This window comes from Mesorhizobium sp. M0910, from assembly GCF_040319465.1.
Taxonomy (GTDB): domain Bacteria; phylum Pseudomonadota; class Alphaproteobacteria; order Rhizobiales; family Rhizobiaceae; genus Mesorhizobium.
On record NZ_JAMYNZ010000007.1, the window covers coordinates 343,361 to 366,986 of the forward strand.

Genomic DNA, 23,626 nt, shown 5'->3' on the forward strand with positions numbered 1-23,626 from the left:
AGCTAAATGCAAGAGGTCGACGTCTTCAAAGCGATTGCCAACGAGCGTAGGCTGCAGATCCTCGATTGGCTCAAGGACCCGCGCTCGCATTTTCCGCCGCAGGCGGACGGCGATCTGGTCGACGACGGAGTCTGCGCGCTGCTGATCGCGGAAAAGCTGGGGATCACCCAGGCGACGCTCAGCGAACATATGCGCGTGCTCACCCAGGCAGGGCTTTTGCGCAGCAAGCGCATCAAGCAGTGGACATTCTATCGCCGGAACGAGAACAGGATCGCCGAAACCAGGGCGCTCATTCAGCACCGCCTGTAGCTGCAGAGTTCTACTCCAACCAGTCCGGCACCGAATCCAGTCCGATCAGCTCGTCATAGGTCTGGCGCGGGCGCACAACGTGGAAGCGGTCGCCGTCGACCAGCACTTCCGGTACCAGCAGCCTGGTATTGTAGGTGCCGGCCTGGACGGCGCCATAGGCGCCGGCGGTGGCGACAGCGATCAGGTCGCCGGATTTCAGCCGGGGCAGGTCACGGTCGAGCCCGAGATAGTCACCGGTCTCGCAAACCGGGCCGACGACGTCGACCTTCATGCGCGGTGCTGCGGCCGGCTGCTGCGCCACCGGCTTGATGTCGTGGAAAGCGTCGTAAAGCGTCGGCCGGATCAGGTCGTTCATCGCGGCGTCGACGACGAGGAAGTTCTTGGCGTCGCCCTCCTTCACGAAGATTACCTCCGAGACCAGGATGCCGGCATTGCCGACGATCAGCCGGCCTGGCTCGAACATCACTTTCAGCCCGAGTTCGGCGACGACATGCTTTCTGACGATCCGGGCATAGGCATCGGGCAAAGGCGGCGGGTTGTTGTCGACGCGGTAGGGAATGCCAAGGCCGCCACCGACATCGATGTGCTCGATGGCATGACCGTCGGAGCGCAAGGCGCCGACCAGCTCCACCAGCAGCGCAAAGGCCTCGTCGAAGGGCTGCAATTCGGTGATCTGGCTGCCGATATGGGTGTCTATGCCGGTGACCTTGATGCCCGGCAGCTCAGCCGCGCGCGCATAAACCTTTCGTGCCTGCTGCCAGGGAATGCCGAACTTGTTCTCGGCCTTCCCAGTCGAAATCTTGTTGTGCGTCCTGGCGTCGACATCCGGATTGATGCGCAGCGAGATCGGCGCGATCTTGCCCAGCGCGGTCGCGCGGGCCGACAGCAGCTCCAGCTCCGGTTCGGATTCGACGTTGAAACAGAGAATGCCGGCCGAGAGCGCAAAATCCATTTCGCGCGCGGTCTTGCCGACGCCCGAAAACAGGATCTTGCTTGCCGGAATGCCGGCCGCCAAAGCGCGGCGCAATTCGCCCTCCGAGACCACGTCGGCGCCGGCGCCGAGTCTTGCCAACACCTTCAGCACGGCCTGGTTCGAATTCGCCTTCATGGCATAGCAGACGAGGGCGTCGAGCCCGGCAAAGGCCTCTGTGAAGACGCGAAAATGCCTGGTCAGCGTCGCCGTCGAATAACAATAGAACGGCGTGCCGACGCTGGCGGCGATGTCTGATATCGCCACGTCCTCGGCATGCAGCGCGCCGTCGCGGTAGTCGAAATGGTTCACGAGATTGGTCCGAAAAATCAGAGCAGCGGGTCGAGGATGAATTTCTTGTCCTCAACAGGTTTTTCCGGCTCCGGCGGCAAAGGTTGCTTGGCCTTCTCGGCGTCCTTGCGGGCCTGCACGGCGGCCGCGTAGGGCGTATCAAGCGCAGCCTTCCTGCCGCAGGCCGCAACGGTGGCCATTGCTGCCAACAGCGTCAGCGTCACCAAAATCCTGCTTCCGGTCATCGTGCCATCCGTCCGAAACTTTTGCCCGCAGCCGCTTCTAGCCGAGTTTTGCGGCCATTGCACCCCGCGTCTTACGCCTTGGCGAGCCGCTTTTTCCAGTAGCGGATCTGCTTGCGCACCTCGGACGGCGCGGTGCCGCCGAAGCTCGTGCGGCTCTTTACAGAATTCTGCACGGCAAGGACCGAAAACACGTCGGCGCTGATACCGGGGTGAATGGACTGCAGATCCTCCAGCGAAAGCCTGTCGAGCCCGATCTTCCTGTCCTCGGCCAGCGCCACCGCCCGGCCAGTGATATGGTGCGCCTCGCGGAACGGCAGGCCGAGCGTGCGCACCAGCCAGTCGGCGAGGTCGGTCGCAGTCGAATAGCCGGCGCCGGCGGCCTTTTTCATCGCCGCGGTGTTCACCGTCATGTCGCGCACCATGCCGGTCATTGCCGCCAGCATCAGGTCGAGCGTCTCGGCCGCGTCGAAGACGGATTCCTTGTCTTCCTGCATGTCCTTGCCATAGGTCAGCGGCATGCCCTTCATTACTGTCAGCAAGCCGACGAGGTGCCCGGTGACGCGGCCGGTCTTGCCGCGCACCAGTTCGGCAGCGTCGGGATTCTTCTTCTGCGGCATGATCGACGAACCCGTCGAGAAACTATCCGACAGCCTGACGAAGCCGAATTGCGGCGTCGACCAGATGATGATCTCTTCAGCCAGTCGCGACAGATGCGTCGCGCAGATCGCTGCTACGCCCAGGAACTCGAGCGCGAAATCGCGATCCGAAACGCTGTCGAGCGAATTGCGCATCGGCTCGCGGAAGCCAAGCGCCTTCGCTGTCTCGTGCCTGTCAATCGGAAAGCTGGTGCCGGCAAGGGCGGCAGCGCCGAGCGGGCTTTCATCCATACGCTCAATCGCATCGCGGACGCGAGACAGGTCGCGCGCAAACATCTCGACATAGGCCATGCAGTGGTGGCCGAAGGTCACCGGCTGCGCCGCCTGCATGTGGGTGAAGCCCGGCATCACCGTTGCCGCATGCTCCTCGGCGCGATCTAGGAACGCCGTGATCAGCCCCTTCAGCGCCTCGGCGACGCGAAAGCACTCGTCCTTGACCCACAGCCTGAGGTCGACCGCCACCTGGTCATTGCGCGAGCGGGCGGTATGCAGGCGGCCAGCTGCGGGCCCGATCAAATCGGCCAGACGGGCCTCGATATTCATGTGGATGTCTTCCAGCCTGGTGGAGAACTCGAATGTGCCGGCCTCGATCTCTGCCAGGATCGTGTTCAGCCCGTGAGTGATTTTTTCTTGATCGGCCGCCGAAATAATGCCCGTTTGCGCCAGCATCTGGCAATGGGCGATCGAGCCGCGAATATCCTGCGCATAGAGTTTGCGGTCGAACGAGATCGACGCGTTGATCGCTTCCATGATTGCGGCCGGACCCGAGGCAAAACGTCCGCCCCACATCTGGTTGCTGGCCTTCTTGTCGTTCATCGCTATAACCCGTGCTCCGGAGCAGTTTTTCAAAAATGGCAGACGGCAATAGATTTTTCCCGGCTTTGCGTCTCATCCTCGCCGCTTTGGTTGCGGGCGTGCTGGCCGGCGCGGTCGCGGTATATGTCAGGGAAAGCAGTTCTGGCAACAAGGCGCCCGCGCCAGTGGCCGCCGGCGGCGGCAAGGACGACGCCGCCTGCGTCGCCAAGACCGACCGTGCCAAGAAGATCGCCGCCGCTGCTACCGGCCAGGTTGCCGCGCTTTTGCCGGCGGATCCGCCGCAATCGCTGAAAAGCCTTGCCTTCAACGGCCCCGACGGGGAGCCGACGATGATCGCCGATCATGCCGGCAAGACGGTGCTGCTCAATCTGTGGGCGACATGGTGTGCGCCTTGCCGCGCCGAAATGCCGGCGCTCGATGCGCTGCAGAAGGAGATGGGCAGCGATGCGTTTCAGGTTGTTGCCGTCAACGTCGATGCCGGCGACGATGCCAAACCGAAGAAATTCCTGGAGGACACCGGCGTCAAGTCGCTCGGCTACTATCGCGATGCCACGATGGCGCTGTTCAACGACGTCAAGACGCGCGGCCTGGCGCTAGGTCTGCCCGTCACCATGCTGATCGATGGGCAAGGCTGCCTCATCGCCCATATGAACGGCCCGGCCGAATGGTCGGGGCCGGATGCCAAGCGTCTGGTCGAGGCGGCGCTTCAGCCGGGATAGGCTCAGACCGTGCGCAGGCGCGGCTTGAGCACGGCAATGCTTGCGCCGCGTCGGCTGGCTGTGCGGATTGCCGGAGCAGCCACGCCCGTCAGTTCGCCGAACGTCTCGATCGGAGCCGGTTTGCCGAGGTAATAGCCTTGCCCGATCTCGCAAGCCTCGGCATCCAAGAACTGCAATTCACCCGGCGTCTCGATGCCCTCCGCAAGGACCGGTAGGCCGAGACCGCGTCCAAGCCCCAGCACGGCGCGGACGATCGCCGCGAACTGGGCGTTCTTGTCGACCGATTTGATGAACGACCCGTCGATCTTGATCTTGTCGAAGGGAAAGGCGCTAAGGTTGGACAGCGAAGAGTAGCCGGTGCCAAAATCGTCCATCGCTACATGCACGCCAAGCGCCTTGACCTGCCTCAAGGCCGCCAGCGCGCGGGGCATATCCTTCACCAGGGCTGTTTCGGTGATCTCCAGTTCCAGCCTGCCGGGTGCCAGGCCGGACCTCGCCAGTGCATCATGCACCTTGCGGCTGAAGTTCGGATTGTGAAACTGCACGGCGGAGACGTTGACGGCGACCATCAGCGGATTTGTCCAGCGAGCAGCATCGTTACAAGCCGTCGTCAGCACCCAGTCGCCGATCTGGGCGATCGCGCCACTGTCCTCGGCCACGGGGATGAAAACAGCCGGAGAAATATCACCCCGCTCAGGGTGCTGCCACCGGACCAGGGCTTCGAAGCCGATCATCCTGCCGCCGCGGATTTCCTTCTGAGGCTGGTAGACGAGGTGGAACTCCTTGCGGGCGATGGCCTGGCGCAATTCATGCTCCATCACGCGCTTGTCGCGGGCCGCGGTGCCCATGGCTATCTCGAAAAACCGGTAAGTGTCCCTGCCTTCGGTTTTGGCGCGATGGAGTGCCGTGTCGGCATGGCTGATCAGGCCGGCCTGGTCTTCGGCATCCAGCGGAAAGAAGGCGATGCCGATGCTGGCCGAGACGAGGCCGGAGCCGACCGAAACCCTGTTTTCCTCGCGGATCGCCGCCAGCAAGTCCTCGGCTATCCGGCCTGCGGCCAAGGGGTCGGGGAGGTTCGGAGCTATGATGGCAAATTCGTCACCGCCGAGACGCGCGAGCATCTGTCCGTTGCGCGGGATGCCGGAGATGCAGTGCGCGAGCTTCTGCAGCATCGCGTCACCGGCGCTGTGGCCGTAGAGGTCGTTGACTTGCTTGAACCGGTCGAGGTCAAGCAGCAGGAGCGCCAGATATCCATCCTTGCCGCCACGATCCATCGAGGCGACTTCTGCTTCCAGCCGGGAAGAAAAGCTCCGCCGATTGGCAAGCCCGGTAAGCGGATCGAAATGCGCGAGGCGGAGAATCTCTTCTTCTGCCTTCTTGCGCTCACGGATGTCGCGAACGGCAAGCACCGTATGAGGCCTGCCGCAGTAGGTGATCTTCCTGGCGATCAGCTCGACAGGAATTCTCGCGCCGTCGCTGCCCCTTAATTTCGCTTCCTGCGCCTGTTCGCCGAAGCCGGACATAGCGGCTGCGCTCTGTCCGTCGAAAAGCTCGCCGAGTTGCATCGTGTTCAGGGTGGCTGTCGCTGTTCCGGTCAGCTTCGCCATACTGTCATTGGCGCTGACGATGCGGGTGCCATCGCAAACGATCAGACCTTCCACCGCCGCATTGGCGAGATCGTGCATGCGCTCGGCCTCGAGCTTCTGGTGGCGAAAGCGCAGATCGATCCACAGCGCGGCACCTGACAGCACAAGGATTACAAGGCTGGCGACCGCTGCGGCAAAGGCCTGGGAAATGGGCTCGATGGAATGTTCGGATATTTCAATCGAGGAATCCGGAATGATCGACACCGCGGCCATCGCGATGAAATGCAAGCTGCAAATGGCCAGCGTCAAAAGCGCGGCGCCGCCGAGAGTCGCGACTGCTGACGGGCGGCGCAAAACGACCAGGAGTGCCAGTGCCGCAAGGGTCACGCCGGCCAGAAGCGACATCGCGACAAGGAGCAGGTTCCATACGACCCGGCCTTCGACCTCGAAAGCCGCCATGCCGATGTAGTGCATCGTCGCGATGGCGCCGCCCAGAATGGCACCACCGACGAGGAAATGGTCGATGCCGCGGCGCAAGGTGGCGACCCACATCCCAAGCGCGGTCAGGATGACGGCGGCGGCAAGCGAAAAGGCGGATAATCCCGGATTGTATGCGTTCGGTATTCCCGGCGTAAACGCGGTCATGGCGATGAAATGCGTCGCCCATATGCCGAACCCGGTCGAGGCCGCGGCGATCATCAGCCAGACAAGCCGGTTTCGCTCGGTCGATCGGCCGACATGCTTAAGGAGATTAACTGCTGAGAAACAAGAAATTCCACAGACGAGTGCGGCGAGCGCAACCAGTCTCAGGTCGTGCTGATTTACGATACAATTATAGACCGTCAGCATCCTGGTTCACTCGGTCAAAACTAACAGGGGAGGTGTGACGGATTAGCTCTTGGAGATTTTAACGAATAGTTAACCCGTAGGCCATGAGGCGGGTCTTTTCGGGGGAAAACCGATGCCGCTGCGCCGAAAAGGCGGTGATGTCGTTTCTGACGCCCGGTTTCGGTAGCGAGTGCACTTTAGGAAGGAATGGTGTTCATTGATCGGCAACAAAACCGTTGTCCGATTGTCATCAGCGCCACATATTGCCTTTGCGGAGGTGCCCCTTTCGCCAATGACAAACGGGAGATGAAACATGAAGTTCTTCGGCTTTGCGGCCGGTATCGCCGCCACCGTGACCCTGCTTTCCACCACCTCCGCCTTCGCCGTCACGCAGATCAGCTGGTGGCACGCCATGACCGGCGCCAACGCCGAGGTCGTCGCCAAGATCTCCAAGGATTTCAACGCCAGCCAGAGCGAATATGAGCTCGTTCCGGTGTTCAAGGGCACCTATCCGGAGACGCTGAATGCCGGCATCGCTGCCTTTCGTGCCGGGCAAGCGCCCGATATCCTCCAGGTGTTCGACGTCGGCACCGGCGTGATGATGGCGGCCGAGGGTGCGATAAAGCCGGTGGCCGATGTGATGACCGGCGCCGGGATGACTTTCGACAAGAGCCAGTATCTGCCCGGCATCGTCGGCTATTATTCCAAGCCGGACGGCACCATGCTGTCCTTCCCCTACAACTCCTCCTCGCCGATCCTCTACTACAACAAGGACATCTTCCAGAAGGCAGGCCTCGACGTGAACACTCCGCCCAAGACCTGGAACGAGGTTTGGGAAGCCGCCAAGAAGATCAAAACGAGCGGCGCCGCCTCTTGCGGCTATACCTCGACCTGGCTGACCTGGATCCATCTGGAGAATTTCGCGGCGTGGAATGACGTGCCTTGGGCCACCCAGCAGAATGGCCTGGCCGGCGGCGACGTCGAACTCAAGATCAATGCGCCGATTTTCGTCAACCACTTCCAGGCGCTCGCCGACCTGGCCAAGGACGGCACGTTCAAATATGGCGGACGCACCTCCGAAGCCAAGCAGATATTCCTCGCCGGCGAATGCGGCATCTTCACCGAATCGTCGGGCGGCCTCGGCGATATCGTCAAGTCCGGCATGAACTATGGCATCGGCCAGCTTCCCTACGACAGTGACGCCAAGGGTGCCCCGCAGAACACGACGCCGGGCGGTGCCAGCCTATGGGTGTTCGGCAACAAGTCGGACGAGGAATACAAGGGCGTTGCCGCCTTCTTTGCCTATCTGTCCAAGACCGATGTACAGGAATACCTGCACCAGAAGTCGGGATACCTGCCTGTGACGCTCGCCGCGTACGAGGCGACCAAGAAATCAGGCTTCTATGACAAGAACCCCGGCCGCGAGACACCCATCCTGCAGATGATCGGCAAGTCGCCGACCGACAATTCGAAGGGCGTGCGTCTGCCCAATCTGCCGCAGGTGCGTGATATCCAGAACGAGGAGCTGGAGAAGATGCTGGCCGGCCAGCAAACCGCCCAGCAGGCGCTCGACAATGCGGTCGCGCGCGGCAACGCCGCGATCAAGGAAGCCCTGGACAACTAACGAGATCGTCTCGGTCAGTCGGTTGGAATATCGCCCACGCGAGCGCGCGTGGGCGATGCCTGGATAGCGAGGGAAATCAGCCTGTCTCCACGCGTCGTCTTTCCCAACAAGATCCTGCCCTACCTGCTGGTGGCGCCACAGCTCGCCATAACCCTGGTTTTCTTCTACTGGCCGGCTGGTCAGGCGCTTTACCAGTCGATGCTCAGGCAAGACCCGTTCGGACTGAAGAGCAGGTTCGTCTGGTTTGCCAATTTCCGGAAGGTGCTGGCCGATCCGGCCTACCTCAACTCGATCAAGGTCACGGTGGTGTTCTCGCTTGCGACCGCGATCGTTGCCATGGTTGTGGCCCTGCTGCTCGCGGTCATGGCCGAGAAGGCCGTGCGCGGCAAAGGCCTCTACCGCACACTGTTGATATGGCCTTATGCCGTGGCGCCGGCGATCGCCGGCATGCTGTGGCTGTTTCTGTTCAACCCTTCGATAGGCTCGTTGGCCTATTTGCTGAGAAGCCTCGGCATCGCATGGGACCCACTGCTCAACGGCACCCACGCCATGATCCTGCTGGTGTCGGCGGCTGCCTGGAAGCAGATCAGCTACAATTTCCTGTTCTTCGTCGCCGGCCTGCAGGCGGTGCCGAAAACGCTGATCGAAGCGGCGGCCATGGACGGCGCCGGCGAAACCAAGCGCTTCTGGACCATCGTCTTCCCGCTGCTTGCGCCGACAACGTTTTTCCTGCTGGTCGTCAACACCGTCTATGCCCTGTTCGACACGTTCGGCATCGTTCATGCCGTCACCGGCGGCGGGCCTGGCAAGACGACCGAGACGCTGGTCTACAAGGTCTACAATGACGGCTTCGTCAATCTGATCCTGGGCGACTCGGCGGCGCAGTCGGTCATCCTGATGGCCATCGTCATCGCGCTCACAGCGATCCAGTTCCACTATGTGGAACGCAAAGTCCACTACGGCTGAGGGCAGCGATGATCGGCCAGTCCCCGCTCCGCACCTTCATCGCCCATGCCGTGCTCATCCTCGGCATATTGATCGTGGCTTTTCCGATCTACTACACCTTCGTTGCCTCGACGCACACGCTGCAAACGATCCTCAGGCCGCCGCTGCCGCTCTTGCCGGGCGGCCAGCTATGGAACAACTACAGCGAGGGGCTGTTCGGCGGCATCGGCCGTATCGGCGGGGTCAGCGTCGGCAAGCTGCTCCTCAACACCACGATCATGGCGCTCGGCGTTGCGGTCGGAAAGATCTTCATCTCGATCCTGTCGGCCTACGCGATCGTGTTCTTTCGCTTTCCGCTGCGCATGACCTTCTTCTGGCTGATCTTCATCACCTTGATGCTTCCAGTCGAGGTGCGCATCCTGCCGACCTACAAGGTGATGGTCGATCTCGGCATGATCGATACCTATGCCGGCCTGATCGTCCCGCTGATCGCCTCAGCCACTGCAACGCTGCTGTTTCGCCAGTTCTTCATGACCATACCGGGCGAATTGGTCGAGGCGGCGCGTGTCGACGGTGCCGGGCCATGGCGCTTCTTCTTTGATATCCTCCTGCCGCTGTCGCGGACAAACATCGCCGCGCTGTTCGTGATCCTCTTCATCTATGGCTGGACGCAGTATCTTTGGCCGCTGCTCGTCACCAACAGCAGCGACATGAACACCATCGTCATCGCGCTGAGAAAGATGGTTTCCTTCGCCGATGCCGACACCCAATGGCACCTCGTGATGGTCACGGCAATGCTGGCTATCGTGCCGCCGATTCTCGTCGTGGTGATGATGCAACGCTGGTTCGTGCGCGGCCTGGTCGAATCCGAAAAGTGAGACTCTGATGGCGACCGTCGATCTGAAGGACGTGAAGAAGGTCTATCCCAGCGGCGTCGAAGCCGTGAAGGGCGTCTCCATCGCCATTCCCGACAAGGAGCTTTGCGTGCTGGTCGGGCCGTCAGGTTGCGGTAAGTCCACGCTGCTGAGGATGATCGCCGGGTTGGAGACCATTTCGGCCGGTACAGTCGCCATCGACGGCAAGGTGGTCAACGCCATCGGCCCGACCGAGCGCGACATCGCCATGGTGTTCCAGAATTACGCGCTCTACCCACATATGAAGGTCTATGACAACATGGCCTATGGCCTGCGCAACCGCGGCACGCCGAAGGACGAGATCGATAGCAGGGTACGCTCGACGGCCAAGGTGCTGGAGCTTTCGGCGCTGCTCGACCGGCGCCCGCGCGAGCTTTCAGGCGGTCAGCGCCAGCGCGTCGCCATGGGTCGCGCCATCGTGCGCAACCCGAAGGTCTTCCTGTTCGACGAACCACTGTCCAACCTCGATGCGAAATTGCGCGGGCAGATGCGCATCGAGATCAAGAATCTGCAGCGCTCGCTTGGCGTCACCTCGGTTTATGTCACGCACGACCAGCTTGAGGCGATGACGCTGGCCGACATCCTCGTCGTCATGAACGCCGGACTGGTCGAGCAGACCGGCGCGCCGCTTGATGTGTACGAGAAACCGGCCTCGACCTTCGTCGCTTCGTTCATAGGCGCACCGCCGATGAATCTGCTGGCGCTCACAGGGGCCTCCCCAAGCTTGGTATTGGCCGACGGTACGGTGATTGGCTTGGCGCCTCGACAGGGCAAGGCGGTGACACTGGGCTTTCGTCCGGAGGACGCCGATATCACCTTCGCGGCAGAGGCGCCGGCCGGCGCGCTCGCGCTGCCGGCGACAGTGGAAGCGGTCGAACCGGTCGGTGCCGAAAGCTTTCTCCATTGCGTGGCAGCCGGCAGCCGCATCGTGGTGCGCGTCTCAGGCCGCGCCAGCGCCAAGCCAGGCGACCGATTGCGCGTCGTGGCCAGGTCCGAAAAGCTGCATTGGTTCGATCAAGCGGGCAAACGGGTCGATTGAAATCGGCCTTGCGCAAAACCGTTCAGGCAAACACATGCGCCTTGCCCGACACGGTCAGCCGCACGATCTCGCCGACCGCAGGCGCGTCCATGCCCGGCTTGCGCAGGATCAATGGCGTGTTGCCGATGGCGGCGGCGTCGGGCGGATCTGGGCTGTTCAAGAGACGTACGGCGATCGTGCACATCGAGCCCGCGAATTCGGATTCCGTGACCTCGCCGAACAGCATGTCCGGCGTGCCGGACATGCCTTCACGCGAGGTTCGTTTCAGCAGCACCTGCTCGGGCCGCAGCATGATACGGGCGATGTCGCGCCGCTCGGTGCTGTCGACGGCGATGCGGCCGAGCGGCGAGGTGGCGAAGCCATCAGCGATCCGGGCCGGCAAGACGATGGCGTCGCCGAGGAACTCGGCGATCATCCTGTCCTTCGGCCTGAAATAGAGCTCGCGCGGCGTGCCGACCTGCGAGAATTTGCCGTCGCGCATCACCGCGACCTGGCCGGCGAATGACAGCGCCTCGGCCTGATCATGGGTGACCAGGATGGTGGTGATGCCGGCGGTTTCAAGGAGCTCGGCCACGGCCTTGCGCATCGAGGCGCGCAGGCCGGTGTCGAGCGCCGAGAACGGCTCGTCGAGCAGCATCAGCCGCGGCTTCATGGCCATGGCGCGGGCGAGCGCGACGCGCTGCTGCTGGCCGCCGGAGAGCTCATGCGGGCGGCGCCTCAGGATTCCTTTGTCCAGTCCGACGACATAGGCGAGCTCGGCGATGCGCTCACTGCGCTTTTCCTCGTGACGCCCCATGCCGAAGCCGATATTGGCGGCGATGCTCAGATGCGGGAACAGAGCGCCGTCCTGCGCCACCAGCCCGATGCCGCGGCGATGCGCCGGCACGGCCGTGTCGCCATCGGCCAGCACCTCGCCATCGAGCACGATGCGGCCCTGGTCCGGCGCCTCGAAGCCGGCGATCAGCCGCAGCAAGGTGGTCTTGCCGCAACCGGATGGCCCGACGATTGCCGTACGGCTGCCGCTGACCACGCTGAGGTCGACGCCGGCAAGTGCTGCGACAGGCCCGTAGTGCTTGTGGATGCCGCTCAGCTCGAGAAAGCTCATCGCCCGGCCATCCGCTTCGACTGGACGTAGAGCAGCCAGGTCAAAGGCAGCGACATCGCTACCATGATCAGGGCATAAGGCGCCGCCGACGCATAGTCGATCTCGCCGCTATAGGACCAGAACGCCATGGCCAGCGTGCGGGTGCCGTTGGGTGCCAGCATCTGGGTTGCGGTCAATTCGTTCATGATACCCAGCGCGACCAACGCCATGCCGGCTGCGGCGCCCGGCGCCGACAGGCGGATGGTCGTCGACCACAGCGCCTTGAGCGGCGACCGGCCTAGGCTCGAGGCGGCGCGTTCGAGCTCGACTGGCGCCTGTGCGATCGACGCCCTGAGGCTAATCAGGGCGCGCGGCAGGAACATCAGCGCATAGGCGACCAGGATGGTGAACAGGGTCTGGTAGAGCGGCATGGCGATACGCACGGCGATGGTGACCAGCGCCAGCGCGATGACGACGCCAGGCAACGCGCCGACGATATAGTTGCAGCCCTCCAGGACGCGTTGCAGCCTTCCCGGCGCGCGGATCGAGATCCACGCCATCGGCATTGCCGCGACGGTGGCGAGCAGCGCGCCGGCAATCGCCAGGAACAGCGTCTGGCCAAGCGCCAGACCGATCTCGTCGAGCCGCCAGACATTGGCGCCGCCGGCCACGAGCCAGCGGCCGATGGTGGCGAACGGCACGCCGAGCGCCAGCAGCGTGGTAATGGCGGGCAGCAGCAGGCAAGGAATGGTGGCGCGCCCAAGGCCCGTGCGCTGCTGCTGGCGCGCAGCACCCGAACCGACGCGGGCATAGCGCTCTTCGCCGCGCACCAGCACCTCCAGACCGAGCAGCACAAGGCAGCAAGTCACCAGCACGCCGGCCAGCATGTTGGCGGCGGGACCGTTGAAGGTCGACTGAAACTGGTCGACGATCGCGGTGGTGAAGGTGTCGAAGCGGATGAAAACGTAAAGGCCGTATTCGGCCAGGAGGTGCAGGCCGACCAGCAGCGAGCCGCCGCAAATGGCGAGTCGGAGCTGCGGCAGCACGACACGCCGGAACACGCGCCATGGGCCAAGCCCGAGGGCCGCTGCTGCATCTTCGAGAGCGGGATCGAGCCGGCGCAAAGCTGCCGCTATCGGCAGATAGAGGAACGGGAAATAAGCGATGACGGATACAAGCACGCCGGCCCACAGGCCGTGCAGTCTGGGCGCCATGGTGATCCAGGCGTAACTGTGGACGAAGGCGGGAATGGCGAGCGGCGCCACCGACAACCAGGCCCATAGGCGGGCCCCCGGCAGATCGCTGCGCTCGGTGAGCCAGGCCAGCGCCACCGACAGCACGATCGAAATCGGCACGGTCAGCACCACCAGCAGACTGGTGTTGACCAGAAGTTCGCCGACGCGCGGCCTGAACACCAGCGCCGCCACGGTTTCCCAGCCAGTCTGAACCGCCACCCAGACGATGAAGGCAAGTGGCAGCAGCGCGAAAAGCGAGACAAAGACGGCAGCCAGCGCAATCCATGAGACCGACCAACGACGTGCCCGCACGGCCGTGGTATCGGCTGGCAAGCCTGAAGGTGCGAGATCGATCGCCGACTGCATCAGATCAGACGTTGTGCCGTTTCCGCCCGAAGGCGGAAACAATCGTCGGCGAATGCGGCGAGCAGCTTGTGGTCATGGACAAATGCCATCTTGAAAACAGAGCGCTCCCGCGGAAAGCGAATTCCCACAGGAGCGCAGTCGGTTGCCCTTTTAGGATGAACGCCGGCTAAAGCAAGCCGGCCGCCGTCATCAGGTCGGTCACCTTCTTCGAGTTCAGCGTCGTCGGGTCGACTTTCGGCGCCTGCAGATCGGCCAGCGGCACCAGCTTCGGATTGGACTCGGCGCCCTTGCCGACTGCGTATTCGAACGAATCGCCTGTCTTCAGTACGTCCTGGCCGCCCTTGCCGGTGACCCATTTCAGGAAAGCCTGCGCTTCCTTCGGGTGCTTGCTCGAGGCCAGCACGCCACCGCCGGAAACTGAGACGAAAGCGCCGGGATCCTGGTGCTTGAAATAGTGCAGCTCGACGTTCTTGCTGTTCTCGCCGGTCTTGGCCTGATCGCCGTAATAGTAATAGTGATAGATCACGCCGCCTTCGACCTCGCCGGCATTGACCGCCTTCATCACCGTGCTGTTGCCCTTATAGGCGGTAAAATTCTCCTTCATCGCCTTTAGCCATTCGGCCGTCGCTGCCTCACCCTTGAGCTGCAGAAACGCGCTGACGATCGCCTGGAAATCGGCGCCGGAGGGCGATGCGGCCCAACGGCCCTTCCAGCTCGGATCGGCGAGATCGAGAAGCGATTTGGGCAGCTGGTCGGCGGCCAGCTTGGTCTTGTTGTAGGCAAAGACCGTGCTGCGCGCGGCGACGCCGACCCATTTGCCGCTCGCCGGCTGGTACTCCTGCGGAACCTGGGCCAGCGTCTCGGTGTCGACCGGTGCGAACAGGCCGGCCGCCTCGACTAATGCCATGGCCGGCGAATTCTCCGTCAGGAATACATCGGCGGGCGAAGCGGTGCCTTCCGCAACGATCTGATTGGAGAAATCGCTGTCGCCGCCATTGCGGACGGTAACCTTGATGCCGGTTTCCTTGGTGAATCCCTCCGCCCAGGCTTTGGTCAGGTTTTCGTGCTGGGCGTTGTAGACGACGATGCCCTCGTCCTCTGCTATTGCCGGGCCGGCGATCAGGCTGATTGCAAGTGCTGTCGCACCGGCAAGGGCGGAAAGAGCATATTTCATGGCGTCGTCCTCGATTTCGATGGTCGTTGGCTTGGCACGCTGCACCTACCAATACATGACTAGCGCAGTCAACATTGCTGGCCCACTCAATTGCTCAAAAGGGCAAACTTTCGTGATGCTCAGCTAATTTGCCTTGGACATTATTTCGCCGGCCCCGTAACAAATCAGCGCCGAGACGCGAATATCGGGGAGTGAACTCTTGTGAGCGGCAAGGACGAAGCCGAGCTTTCACGGCTGCTGCGGGCCGCGATCGCTGGAGACGAAAGGGCCTATGCCGACTTTCTGCACCGGATCGCCGCGCTCGTTCGTGGCTTTGCCCGGCGCAAGATCGTGCAGGGTGGGGTGGATCCCGAGGATATCGTGCAGGAAACCTTGCTGGCCATTCATGTGAAACGACACACCTGGCGCCATAATGCGCCGGTGCTGCCTTGGGTCTATGCAATAGCCCGCTTCAAGCTGATCGACGCGTTCCGGCGGCGCGGCCGGCGGATCGAGGTCGAGATCGACGAAATCGCCGAGACCTTCGCCGAGCCGGAAGCGGAGACGGTAAGCGAGCGCGACGTCAACCGGGCGCTCGACAGCCTGTCGCCGGCACAGCGTTCCGTCGTCTCGGCCGTATCGGTCGAAGGCCGTTCGATCGGTGAGACGGCGGCCAAATTCGGCATCAGCGAGACGGCTGTGCGGGTGTCACTGCACCGCGGGCTTGCCGCCATTGCCAAACGGTTCGGGGCGAGGCGGGAACAAAAATGAGGACCGAAGATCTCATCAAGGCGCTCGACGCCGATGCCCGCAGCAAGGCGCTGCCGCTAGGCGCCGCCTGGTGGCTTGCCGCCGGTGCGGCCATGGTGATCGCGGCCGCGGTTTTCTGGCTGACGATCGGCCCGCGCCCCGACATTGCGATCGCCATGCACACGATGCGGTTCCTGTCCAAATTCGTCTTCACGATCGCTCTTGCCGCCAGCGCCTTTGTCCTGGTGCGTGCGCTGTCGATGCCCGGTGCATCGACGGGCCGGGCGGCGAGCTGGATGGTCGCCGCGCCGCTGCTGGTGATTGTGGCCGTGATTCTCGAACTCTTCACCGTGCCTGCGTCGGACTGGGGCACACGCCTGGTCGGGACGAACATGGTCATCTGCCTGATCTTCATTCCGTTGATCGGGATCGGCCCGCTTGCCGTCTTTCTCGCGGTCCTGCGCCATGGCGCGCCGACAAGGCCGGTGCTTGCCGGTGCGGCCGCGGGCCTGCTTGCCGGCGGGCTGGCGGCGACCTTGTATGCGGCGCATTGCTTCGACGATTCGCCGCTTTTCGTCGGCACCTGGTACACGATTGCGGTCGCCATCCTTGCCGTGCTCGGGGCGCTCGGCGGACGACTTTTTGTGCGCTGGTAGCGATAAGAATCAGCGTGTCGGAACGGGATGCTCGCCGCGATAGTCGTAAAAGCCGCGCCCGGTCTTGCGTCCGAGCCAGCCGGCCTCGACATATTTGACCAGCAGCGGGCAGGGGCGGTATTTCGAATCCGACAGTCCGTCATGCAGCACCTGCATGATCGACAGGCAGGTATCGAGCCCGATGAAATCGGCAAGCTGCAGCGGCCCCATCGGATGGTTGGCGCCGAGCTTCATGGCGGTATCGATGGCGTCGACCGAGCCGACACCTTCATAGAGCGTGTAGATCGCCTCGTTGATCATCGGCAGCAGGATGCGGTTGACGATGAAGGCCGGGAAATCCTCCGAGACGGTGATCGTCTTGTCGAGCTGCTTCACATAGGTTTTTGCCGCCTCGAAGGTCTGGTCCTCGGTGGCGATGCCGCGCACCAGTTCGACCAGCTTCATCACCGGAACGGGATTCATGAAATGTATGCCGATGAAGCGTTCCGGCCGGTCGGTCTGCGAAGCCAGCCGTGTGATCGAGATCGATGACGTGTTCGTCGCCAGGATGGCCTCGGGGTTGAGCTGCGGGCAGAGCTGGGCATAAATCTTGCGTTTGACCGTCTCGTCCTCGGTCGCTGCTTCGATCACCAGATCGGCGCCCGCAAGGTCGGCCATGGCCGGCGCCGCCGAAATGCGCGCCATCGCTTCATTGCGCAGCGTTTCCTCGAGTTTGCCGGAGCCGACCTGACGGGCCATGTTGCCGCTGATCGTAGCGATGCCCTTTTCGATGCGGTCGGGCGAAATATCGTAAACCAGCACCTTATAGCCCGCCAGCGCCGACACATGGGCGATGCCGCCGCCCATCTGGCCCGCGCCGATGATGCCGATCGTCTCGATCTTGCTCATTACCCGATCCCGTCGAGGCCTTTGCGGCCCGTTTTTTGTGCAGTGCAAACTAAAAGGGCGGGGCGACTTCGTCTACCCCACCCCTCGGAATTTAATACGCTTTGGCAGAAGGCGTCAAAGCGCCTTTTGCAGTTCCGGCAGAATGACGAAGAGATCGCCGACGAGACCGTAGTCGGCGACCTGGAAGATCGGCGCCTCCTCGTCCTTGTTGATGGCAACGATCACCTTCGAATCCTTCATGCCGGCAAGGTGCTGGATGGCACCGGAGATGCCGACGGCAATATAAAGGTCGGGCGCTACAACCTTGCCGGTCTGGCCGACCTGCCAGTCGTTCGGCGCATAGCCGGCATCGACGGCGGCGCGAGATGCGCCAACCGCCGCACCGAGCTTGTCGGCGACCGGCAGGATGACCTCCTGGAACTTTTCGGAGGAGCCCAGCGCACGGCCACCCGAGATGATGATCTTGGCCGAGGTCAGCTCTGGACGGTCGGTCTCGGAGAGCTTGTTCTCGACAAAGCTCGACAGGCCGGGATTGGCCGCCGCCTGAACCGTCTCGACCGGCGCGGAACCACCCTCGGGTGCTGCCTGGAAGGAAGCGGTGCGCACCGTGATGACCTTCTTGGCGTCACTCGACTGCACCGTCTGGATGGCGTTGCCGGCATAGATCGGCCGCTTGAAGGTGTCGGGCGACAAGACTTCGATGATTTCCGATATCTGGGCGACATCGAGCAGCGCCGCCACGCGGGGCGCGACATTCTTGCCCGACGAGGTCGCCGGCGCGATGATTGTCTCGTATGGCTCAGCAAGCGAAACGACGAGTGCCGCCAGCGGTTCGGCGAGACGCTCGGTCAGTTCGTCAGCGTCGGCGAGCAGCACCTTGGTAACGCCCTTGAGCTTGGCGGCTGCGTCCGCTGCCGGCTTGGCATCTTTACCGGCAACCAGCACATGCACGTCCGAACCGATCTGCAGCGCCGCCGAAAGCGCCTTGGCGGTCTGGTCGGAAAGCGCAGCGTTGTCGTGTTCGGCAATCAGAAGAATAGCCATGATGTTTTCCTGACTTTCGTCTTCGAGGCTCCTGAAATCCGGTCAGGCCGAGTCGAAAACGGTTGGTTTCGAGAACCGGAGCGGAGCGTACTTCAGTACGTGGGCGCCGGAAGCGGAGACACCGGCCGTTTGCCGGCCGGCCTCATCGGAATTCCTTAGAGCACGCCGGCTTCGTTCTTCAGCTTGTCGACCAGTTCGGCGACGGTCTTGACCTTGACGCCCGCCTTGCGGCCGCCCGGCTCCTCGGTTTTGATCACCTTCAGCCGCGGCTTGACGTCGGCGCCGTAGTCGGCAGGGCTCTTCTCGTCGAGCGGCTTCTTCTTGGCCTTCATGATGTTGGGCAGCGACGCGTAGCGTGGCTGGTTCAGCCGCAAATCGGCGGTGACGATTGCGGGCATCTTCAGTTCCAGCGTCTGCAGGCCGCCATCGACCTCGCGCGTCACCGTGGCCTTGTCACCGTCGAGCACGATCTTGGATGCGAAGGTGCCCTGCGCCCAGCCGAGAAGTGCGGCCAGCATCTGGCCGGTCTGGTTGGAATCGTCGTCGATCGCCTGCTTGCCGAGAATGACAAGGCCGGGCTGTTCTGCCTCGACGACGCCCTTCAGCACCTTGGCGACGCCCAGCGGCTCAGTCTGCTCGTCGGTCTTGACCAGGATGGCGCGGTCGGCGCCCATGGCGAGCGCCGTGCGCAAGGTCTCCTGTGCCTGCTGCGGCCCGATCGACACGACGATGATCTCTTCGGCCTTACCAGCTTCCTTCAGCCGGATCGCCTCTTCCACCGCGATCTCGTCGAACGGGTTCATCGCCATCTTGACGTTGGCGAGTTCCACCGCCGAACCGTCCGCTTTCACCCGGACCTTGACGTTCGCATCCACAACCCGCTTCACGGGCACAAGGATCTTCATTTGCCTGTCACCTCTTTCACGATAGTCTCTCACGCTCGTCGGACGCGCTATAGCAGCGTGCACCTCTTCAGAGTTGTCGAAAGCCGACATTCCGGACGGAATTCTGGTCTTCGGCGCGCCAGTAGGGTGGCGCTTGCGTAGTTGCGGCGACCCCGCGCGTCAATATCCGGGCGCACTCGGATCCTCGGCGAAGCACTCAAATCAGTTCAGTCCGGACCGGAAACGCTTCCCCGGCCCCAGCGCGGCGCCTGCTGCGCAGGTTGTGGTTCGCTTGGCGCCGGCTCTACGGCAACGGGCACATGGCCGGCGACCACCACAGTCTCTTCATCCGCAGCGGCGAGCAGCGGCACGCCGCGGCTGCGCAAGACAAGCACCAGCACGGCTCCGGCGATGATGCCGCCGATATGGCAGGCCCAGGAGACCTGATCCTCGCCTCCCTGGGCAAACATGAAGATCTGGAACAGGATCCACAGGATGAGCGGGATGAAAGCCGGGATACGCAACGGGATGCGGGCGAAGGCCAGCACCCACACCTTCACGCGCGGATAAAGGATCAGATAGGCAGCGACGACACCGGCGATGGCGCCCGACGCGCCGATCAGCGGCACTTGCGAATCCCAGGCCACCAGACCCTGGAAGAAAGCGCCGGCAATGGCGCAAAGCAGGTAGAAGATGAGGTAGCGGATGTGGCCGAGTGCATCCTCGACATTGTCGCCGAATACCCACAAGAAAAGCATGTTGCCGCCGAGGTGGAAGATATCCGCGTGCAGGAAGGAATAAGTCAGGTAGCTCAGGCTCTCGGGAATGACGACGAATTGCGGATCGAGCTCGACGCTGTCATGCACGACCGACGGGATGAAGCCGAGGCCCAGCACCGCGGCGTTGGAGAAGTCCTCACCGCCAAGCGTGGTGACAAGGTAGATCAACACATTGAGCGCGATCAGGCCGATGGTCACATATTGCAGCTTGATGTGCCGCAGCCTGTTGGTGTCGTAAAGCGGGATGAACATCGGGTCCCCAACTCGGCGGATTTCAGCGGTTCTTGCCAGGAACCCATAGCACGTCGGCGTTTCCGTTGTCATTGACCGCGCGCGCGGCAACGAACAGGAAGTCCGAGACGCGGTTGATGTACCTTATTGCCTCGCGGTTGACGGGCTCGTTTGGGTCTTGCGACAGCGCCACCATGATGCGCTCGGCGCGGCGCGCGACCGTGCGGGCGAGGTGAAGGGCGGCGGCGGCCGGCGTGCCGCCATTGAGCACGAAGGATTTGAGCGGCTGCAGATTTTTGTTGAGGAGGTCGATGTCCTGTTCGACGCGGTCGGTCTGCGAGGCTACGATGCGCAGCGGCTCGTAGTCCAGCGGCTTGCCATTATCGGGGACTGCCAGATCGGCGCCGAGATCGAAAAGATCGTTCTGGATGCGGCCGAGCATCGCATCGATCGCCGGATTTACTGCCGCTGTATGGATGCGGGCCATGCCGATGCAGGCATTGGCCTCGTCGACCGTGCCGTAGGCGTCGATCCGAAGGTCGGATTTCAGCCGCCGCTCGCCGGAGCCGAGACCGGTGGTGCCGTCGTCGCCAGTGCGGGTGTAGATCTTGTTGAGCTTGACCACGGGGTACCTCCCGACTGGTGCTGCGTCACTTACGGGTGAAATACACCGCCAGCATGATCAGCACCAAGGCCACGAACTGCAGGAGCACGCGCGTCTGCATCAGCTTGTTGGAGGTCATGCTGGAGCCGCCGCGCATCATGTTGATGAGGCCGCGCATCAGCACGATCACCACTGCGACCATGACAAGAACGGCGAGGATGTTGAAGACGGTTGCCATGGTGTGTTCCAGTTGGATTGCGTTCAGGCGCGTTTGGCGAGCAGACGGTAGAGTGCAGATGCCGGCAGGATGCGTTTAAGGATCGCGCCGATCCTGGCCGGCACTGTTACCACATAATGCGGGCGCGGGCGCCGCGACAGAAGCGCATGGTGCAAGGCGGCATAAACCACCTCCGGCCCGGGCTTCAGCCGCGATGTGCTGCCGCCGGCCCGCAGCCGTTTGAGTTGCGCCGCATAGGCGAGGCGATGAACGGAATTCTCGTGATCGATATTCGCCAGGAACCACGCGAGGCTGTTGCTGGCGATCTTCGATTTTACCGGCCCCGGCTCGATCAGCGAAACATGGATGCCGCTACCCCGGAGTTCTTGATAGAGGGACAGCATCAGCCCTTCGATAGCGTGCTTCGATGCCGAGTAGGCGCCGCGAAAAGGCACCGGCGCGAGGCCGAGGATCGATGAGCAATGAACGAGACGACCATGGCCCTGGCGGCGCATCACCGGTACGACGCGGCGAGTGAGATCATGCCAGCCAAAGACATTGGCCTCGAACTGCTGCCGCAAAGCCTCGACCGGCAGGTCCTCGACGGCGCCGGGCTGTCCGTAGGCGCCGTTGTTGAAGAGCGCATCGAGCCGGCCGCCGGTCCGTTCCAGCACCGACGTCACCAGCGCCTCGATCGATCCGGGCTCGGTATAGTCCAGATAGAAGGCCTCAATGCCGTCGGCCTCGAGCGCGGCGATATCCTCGGGCTTTCGGGCCGTTGCGAACACCCGCCAGCCTTCCTTCTTAAGAGCATGGGCGCAATAGGCGCCTATACCGGAAGAGGCACCTGTGACAATGATGGTGCGCAACTCTTTTCCGGGAGGAATGGTGGTTTGACCTAGGGTTGTCATTTACTGCAAACCCTTCCCATATTCGCGGCGTCCGGACAATCGAAGGGAACGCGGTTCTTGTTGCGGAAGATCGTAGCCCTTAAACGCGTCCTCTATGACGCGCTCGGCCATTTCAACACCGACGACGGCTGGGCAATGGCCAGCCATCTGGCGATCACCGCGCTGATGGCGCTTTTTCCTTTCCTGATCTTCGCTACGACGCTGGCGAGTTTTTTCGGCGCGCAGGCTTTCGCCGACACCGCCGTGCACCTTGTGTTCGACACATGGCCCGAGCAGATCGCCAAACCAATCGCGCGCGAAGTGCTCAACGTGCTTACCGTTAGGCGCAGCGACCTGTTGACGTACGGTATCGTGCTTGCCGGATACTTCGCCTCGAACGGCATCGAGGCGCTGCGGACTTCGCTCAACCGTGCCTATCGTGTCTCGGAAACGCGGGGCATCATCTACCGGCGGGTGCAGAGTATCATCTTCGTGCTGATCGCGACGGCGGGGTTTTTGGCGATCAGCGTGCTGCTGGTCTTCGCGCCATTGCTGGCCCGGCTGGCCGAGTCGCATTTCGAATGGATAAAACCCTATATGGGCACGATCACGCTGTGGCGTTACGTCATCGCCTCGGTCGTCATCATCGGCGGCCTGTTCGCCGTGCATTTCTGGTTGCCGGCCGGCAAGCGCCGCTTCGTCTCCATCGTGCCGGGCATCATCTTCACGCTGATCGGCTGGCTTATCGGATCGACCATCTTCGCCGCCTATCTCGATCATTTCTCGTCCTATGTGACGACCTATGCCGGCCTCGCCTCGATTATGATCGCCGTCGTATTCCTCTATATCGTCTCGGCGATTTTCATCCTCGGTGGCGAGCTCAACGCTGCGATCAGCCGCTATTTAGAGGCGCGTGCGAGAGTCGGCTGAGTTAAGCATGATCTTTTCCGAAAACCGGTTCCCACTTTTTGGGATCATGCTTTTGGCGGCTGAGCGGTCGCCAGCCCGACGCCGAGCGTCGCGATCGCCATGCCGGCGATCTGGAGCGGGCTCAATTGCTCACCGAACAACGCCCAGGCGATAACCGCGGTGACGGCCGGCACGAGGTAAAACAGCGAGGCGACCTTCGATATCTCGCCGTCGCGGATCATCACCATCAACAGGAAGATGGCGCCGATCGATAGCACCAGCACGAGCCAGGCCATGGCGAAAATCAGTTCGCCGTTGACGATGACCGTTCGGGTCTCGAAGGCGAGCGAGGCCAAGACCATCACCGATGCGCCGCCGACATATTGCCAGAACGTGGCAGCCACCAGATCACCGCCGGAGGCGAAGCGCTTCTGCCAGATCGTGCCGGCGCTCATGCCGAGCACGGAGACCAGCGAGGCGCCCAATGTTTCGGCCGTCACCCCGCCGCCGAGCGCGCCGAGCTTCGGCCAGAGCACGATCACCACGCCGATCAACCCGAGGCCGAGACCGGCCCAGTGGCGCGGCAGGATGGCCTCGCCCAGAAGCCGACCGGCGAGCACTGCCGTGATCAGCGGCTGCAGGCCGACGATCAAGGCTGAAAGCCCAGCGGGCATGCCCCGGTGGATGGCCCAGAACACGCCGCCGAGATAGACCCCATGCATCAGGATGCCGGCGCCGGTCGCGTGCAGCGCCTCGTCGCGGGTGGCGCGGCTCGAACCAAGTGCGGCCATCAAAGCGACAAGCAGGATTGCGGCCAGGACAAAGCGCGCGGCCAGGAAAGTAAAGGGCTCCGCCCACGGCATGGCATAGCGCGCGCCGATGAAGCCGGTCGCCCACAGGACGACGAAAGAGGCGGGGATGAACCGCTTGAGGCTGTGCATTTTCAGGAGGCCGCGGTGAATTCGGGTGAGGGATCGACTGCGGCGACTGCTTA

General features: G+C 62.7%; 24 protein-coding genes. 9 read left to right on the forward strand and 15 right to left on the reverse strand.

What is annotated here, in order from left to right; all coding sequences use genetic code 11:
* Positions 1-6: 6 nt before the first annotated feature.
* A complete protein-coding gene (locus tag NKH78_RS20025; protein ID WP_352737915.1) occupies positions 7-309 on the forward strand; it encodes an ArsR/SmtB family transcription factor in 303 nt (100 codons plus the stop codon).
* A 10-nt stretch (positions 310-319) separates the two neighbouring features.
* Here the strand turns inward: NKH78_RS20025 and lysA are convergent, their stop codons facing one another.
* The 3 genes from lysA to argH all read right to left on the reverse strand — a co-directional run bounded on the left by lysA (position 320) and on the right by argH (position 3,287).
* Positions 320-1,591, reverse strand: a complete 1,272-nt coding sequence (gene lysA / locus NKH78_RS20030; protein ID WP_352737914.1) for a diaminopimelate decarboxylase — start codon at positions 1,589-1,591, stop codon at positions 320-322.
* Positions 1,592-1,608: 17 nt separating this feature from the next.
* On the reverse strand, positions 1,609-1,815 hold the full coding sequence (locus NKH78_RS20035) for a hypothetical protein (RefSeq protein WP_023677931.1): 207 nt from the start codon (positions 1,813-1,815) through the stop codon (positions 1,609-1,611).
* A 71-nt stretch (positions 1,816-1,886) separates the two neighbouring features.
* A complete protein-coding gene (gene argH / locus NKH78_RS20040) occupies positions 1,887-3,287 on the reverse strand; it encodes an argininosuccinate lyase (protein WP_352880597.1) in 1,401 nt (466 codons plus the stop codon).
* 35 nt (positions 3,288-3,322) lie between these two features.
* On the opposite strand from argH, the gene tlpA reads away from it, so the two are divergent.
* The gene (tlpA, locus tag NKH78_RS20045) at positions 3,323-4,006 is read left to right on the forward strand and encodes a thiol:disulfide interchange protein TlpA (protein WP_352737912.1); all 684 of its coding nucleotides are present in this window, start codon (positions 3,323-3,325) and stop codon (positions 4,004-4,006) included.
* 2 nt (positions 4,007-4,008) lie between these two features.
* Here the strand turns inward: tlpA and NKH78_RS20050 are convergent, their stop codons facing one another.
* Entirely contained in the window at positions 4,009-6,441 is a 2,433-nt protein-coding gene (locus NKH78_RS20050) for a bifunctional diguanylate cyclase/phosphodiesterase (protein ID WP_352737911.1), read from the reverse strand.
* 292 nt (positions 6,442-6,733) lie between these two features.
* Between NKH78_RS20050 and ugpB the strand changes: the two genes are divergently transcribed.
* The 4 genes from ugpB to ugpC all read left to right on the forward strand — a co-directional run bounded on the left by ugpB (position 6,734) and on the right by ugpC (position 10,942).
* A complete protein-coding gene (gene ugpB, locus NKH78_RS20055; protein ID WP_352737910.1) occupies positions 6,734-8,044 on the forward strand; it encodes a sn-glycerol-3-phosphate ABC transporter substrate-binding protein UgpB in 1,311 nt (436 codons plus the stop codon).
* 81 nt (positions 8,045-8,125) lie between these two features.
* Positions 8,126-9,010 carry a sn-glycerol-3-phosphate ABC transporter permease UgpA gene (ugpA, locus tag NKH78_RS20060; protein ID WP_352737993.1) on the forward strand — a complete coding sequence of 295 codons (885 nt, stop codon included), beginning with the start codon at positions 8,126-8,128 and terminating at the stop codon, positions 9,008-9,010.
* An 8-nt stretch (positions 9,011-9,018) separates the two neighbouring features.
* Positions 9,019-9,867, forward strand: coding sequence for a sn-glycerol-3-phosphate ABC transporter permease UgpE (gene ugpE, locus NKH78_RS20065; protein WP_352737909.1), 849 nt, complete (start codon positions 9,019-9,021; stop codon positions 9,865-9,867).
* Between the two features lie 7 nt (positions 9,868-9,874).
* On the forward strand, positions 9,875-10,942 hold the full coding sequence (ugpC, locus tag NKH78_RS20070) for a sn-glycerol-3-phosphate ABC transporter ATP-binding protein UgpC (protein ID WP_352737908.1): 1,068 nt from the start codon (positions 9,875-9,877) through the stop codon (positions 10,940-10,942).
* Positions 10,943-10,964: 22 nt separating this feature from the next.
* Here the strand turns inward: ugpC and NKH78_RS20075 are convergent, their stop codons facing one another.
* The 3 genes from NKH78_RS20075 to NKH78_RS20085 form a co-directional block, all read right to left on the reverse strand.
* Complete coding sequence (locus NKH78_RS20075) at positions 10,965-12,047, reverse strand: ABC transporter ATP-binding protein (protein ID WP_352737906.1); 1,083 nt, start codon at positions 12,045-12,047, stop codon at positions 10,965-10,967.
* The gene (locus tag NKH78_RS20080) at positions 12,044-13,627 is read right to left on the reverse strand and encodes an ABC transporter permease (protein WP_352737905.1); all 1,584 of its coding nucleotides are present in this window, start codon (positions 13,625-13,627) and stop codon (positions 12,044-12,046) included. The genes NKH78_RS20075 and NKH78_RS20080 overlap by 4 nt, the downstream gene beginning before the upstream one ends.
* A gap of 166 nt (positions 13,628-13,793) precedes the next feature.
* A complete protein-coding gene (locus tag NKH78_RS20085) occupies positions 13,794-14,801 on the reverse strand; it encodes an iron ABC transporter substrate-binding protein (RefSeq protein WP_352505108.1) in 1,008 nt (335 codons plus the stop codon).
* Positions 14,802-15,002: 201 nt separating this feature from the next.
* Here NKH78_RS20085 and NKH78_RS20090 point away from each other — a divergent pair, with 201 nt between their 5' ends.
* Both NKH78_RS20090 and NKH78_RS20095 read left to right on the forward strand, forming a co-directional pair.
* Positions 15,003-15,551, forward strand: coding sequence for a sigma-70 family RNA polymerase sigma factor (locus NKH78_RS20090; RefSeq protein WP_352737904.1), 549 nt, complete (start codon positions 15,003-15,005; stop codon positions 15,549-15,551).
* The gene (locus tag NKH78_RS20095; RefSeq protein WP_352737903.1) at positions 15,548-16,186 is read left to right on the forward strand and encodes an NrsF family protein; all 639 of its coding nucleotides are present in this window, start codon (positions 15,548-15,550) and stop codon (positions 16,184-16,186) included. Before NKH78_RS20090 ends, NKH78_RS20095 begins: the two co-directional genes overlap by 4 nt.
* Before the next feature lie 9 nt (positions 16,187-16,195).
* Here the strand turns inward: NKH78_RS20095 and NKH78_RS20100 are convergent, their stop codons facing one another.
* The 7 genes from NKH78_RS20100 to NKH78_RS20130 form a co-directional block, all read right to left on the reverse strand.
* Positions 16,196-17,074 (reverse strand): 3-hydroxybutyryl-CoA dehydrogenase, encoded by an 879-nt coding sequence (locus tag NKH78_RS20100; protein ID WP_352476291.1) that lies wholly within the window; start codon positions 17,072-17,074, stop codon positions 16,196-16,198.
* Between the two features lie 114 nt (positions 17,075-17,188).
* Positions 17,189-18,118: an electron transfer flavoprotein subunit alpha/FixB family protein gene (locus tag NKH78_RS20105; RefSeq protein WP_352737902.1), complete on the reverse strand. Its 930-nt coding sequence runs from the start codon at positions 18,116-18,118 to the stop codon at positions 17,189-17,191.
* Between the two features lie 155 nt (positions 18,119-18,273).
* Positions 18,274-19,023 carry an electron transfer flavoprotein subunit beta/FixA family protein gene (locus NKH78_RS20110; protein WP_352883602.1) on the reverse strand — a complete coding sequence of 250 codons (750 nt, stop codon included), beginning with the start codon at positions 19,021-19,023 and terminating at the stop codon, positions 18,274-18,276.
* 206 nt (positions 19,024-19,229) lie between these two features.
* Positions 19,230-20,033 (reverse strand): rhomboid family intramembrane serine protease, encoded by an 804-nt coding sequence (locus NKH78_RS20115; protein ID WP_352691033.1) that lies wholly within the window; start codon positions 20,031-20,033, stop codon positions 19,230-19,232.
* Positions 20,034-20,055: 22 nt separating this feature from the next.
* Entirely contained in the window at positions 20,056-20,637 is a 582-nt protein-coding gene (locus NKH78_RS20120; protein WP_254816675.1) for a cob(I)yrinic acid a,c-diamide adenosyltransferase, read from the reverse strand.
* Positions 20,638-20,662: 25 nt separating this feature from the next.
* On the reverse strand, positions 20,663-20,854 hold the full coding sequence (locus NKH78_RS20125) for a twin transmembrane helix small protein (protein WP_352505113.1): 192 nt from the start codon (positions 20,852-20,854) through the stop codon (positions 20,663-20,665).
* 23 nt (positions 20,855-20,877) lie between these two features.
* Positions 20,878-21,744 carry an SDR family oxidoreductase gene (locus NKH78_RS20130; RefSeq protein WP_352691031.1) on the reverse strand — a complete coding sequence of 289 codons (867 nt, stop codon included), beginning with the start codon at positions 21,742-21,744 and terminating at the stop codon, positions 20,878-20,880.
* A 57-nt stretch (positions 21,745-21,801) separates the two neighbouring features.
* On the opposite strand from NKH78_RS20130, the gene NKH78_RS20135 reads away from it, so the two are divergent.
* On the forward strand, positions 21,802-22,653 hold the full coding sequence (locus NKH78_RS20135) for a YihY/virulence factor BrkB family protein (RefSeq protein ID WP_254816677.1): 852 nt from the start codon (positions 21,802-21,804) through the stop codon (positions 22,651-22,653).
* A gap of 44 nt (positions 22,654-22,697) precedes the next feature.
* Here the strand turns inward: NKH78_RS20135 and NKH78_RS20140 are convergent, their stop codons facing one another.
* Positions 22,698-23,573 carry a DMT family transporter gene (locus NKH78_RS20140; RefSeq protein ID WP_352691029.1) on the reverse strand — a complete coding sequence of 292 codons (876 nt, stop codon included), beginning with the start codon at positions 23,571-23,573 and terminating at the stop codon, positions 22,698-22,700.
* Between the last annotated feature and the right edge of the window lie 53 nt (positions 23,574-23,626).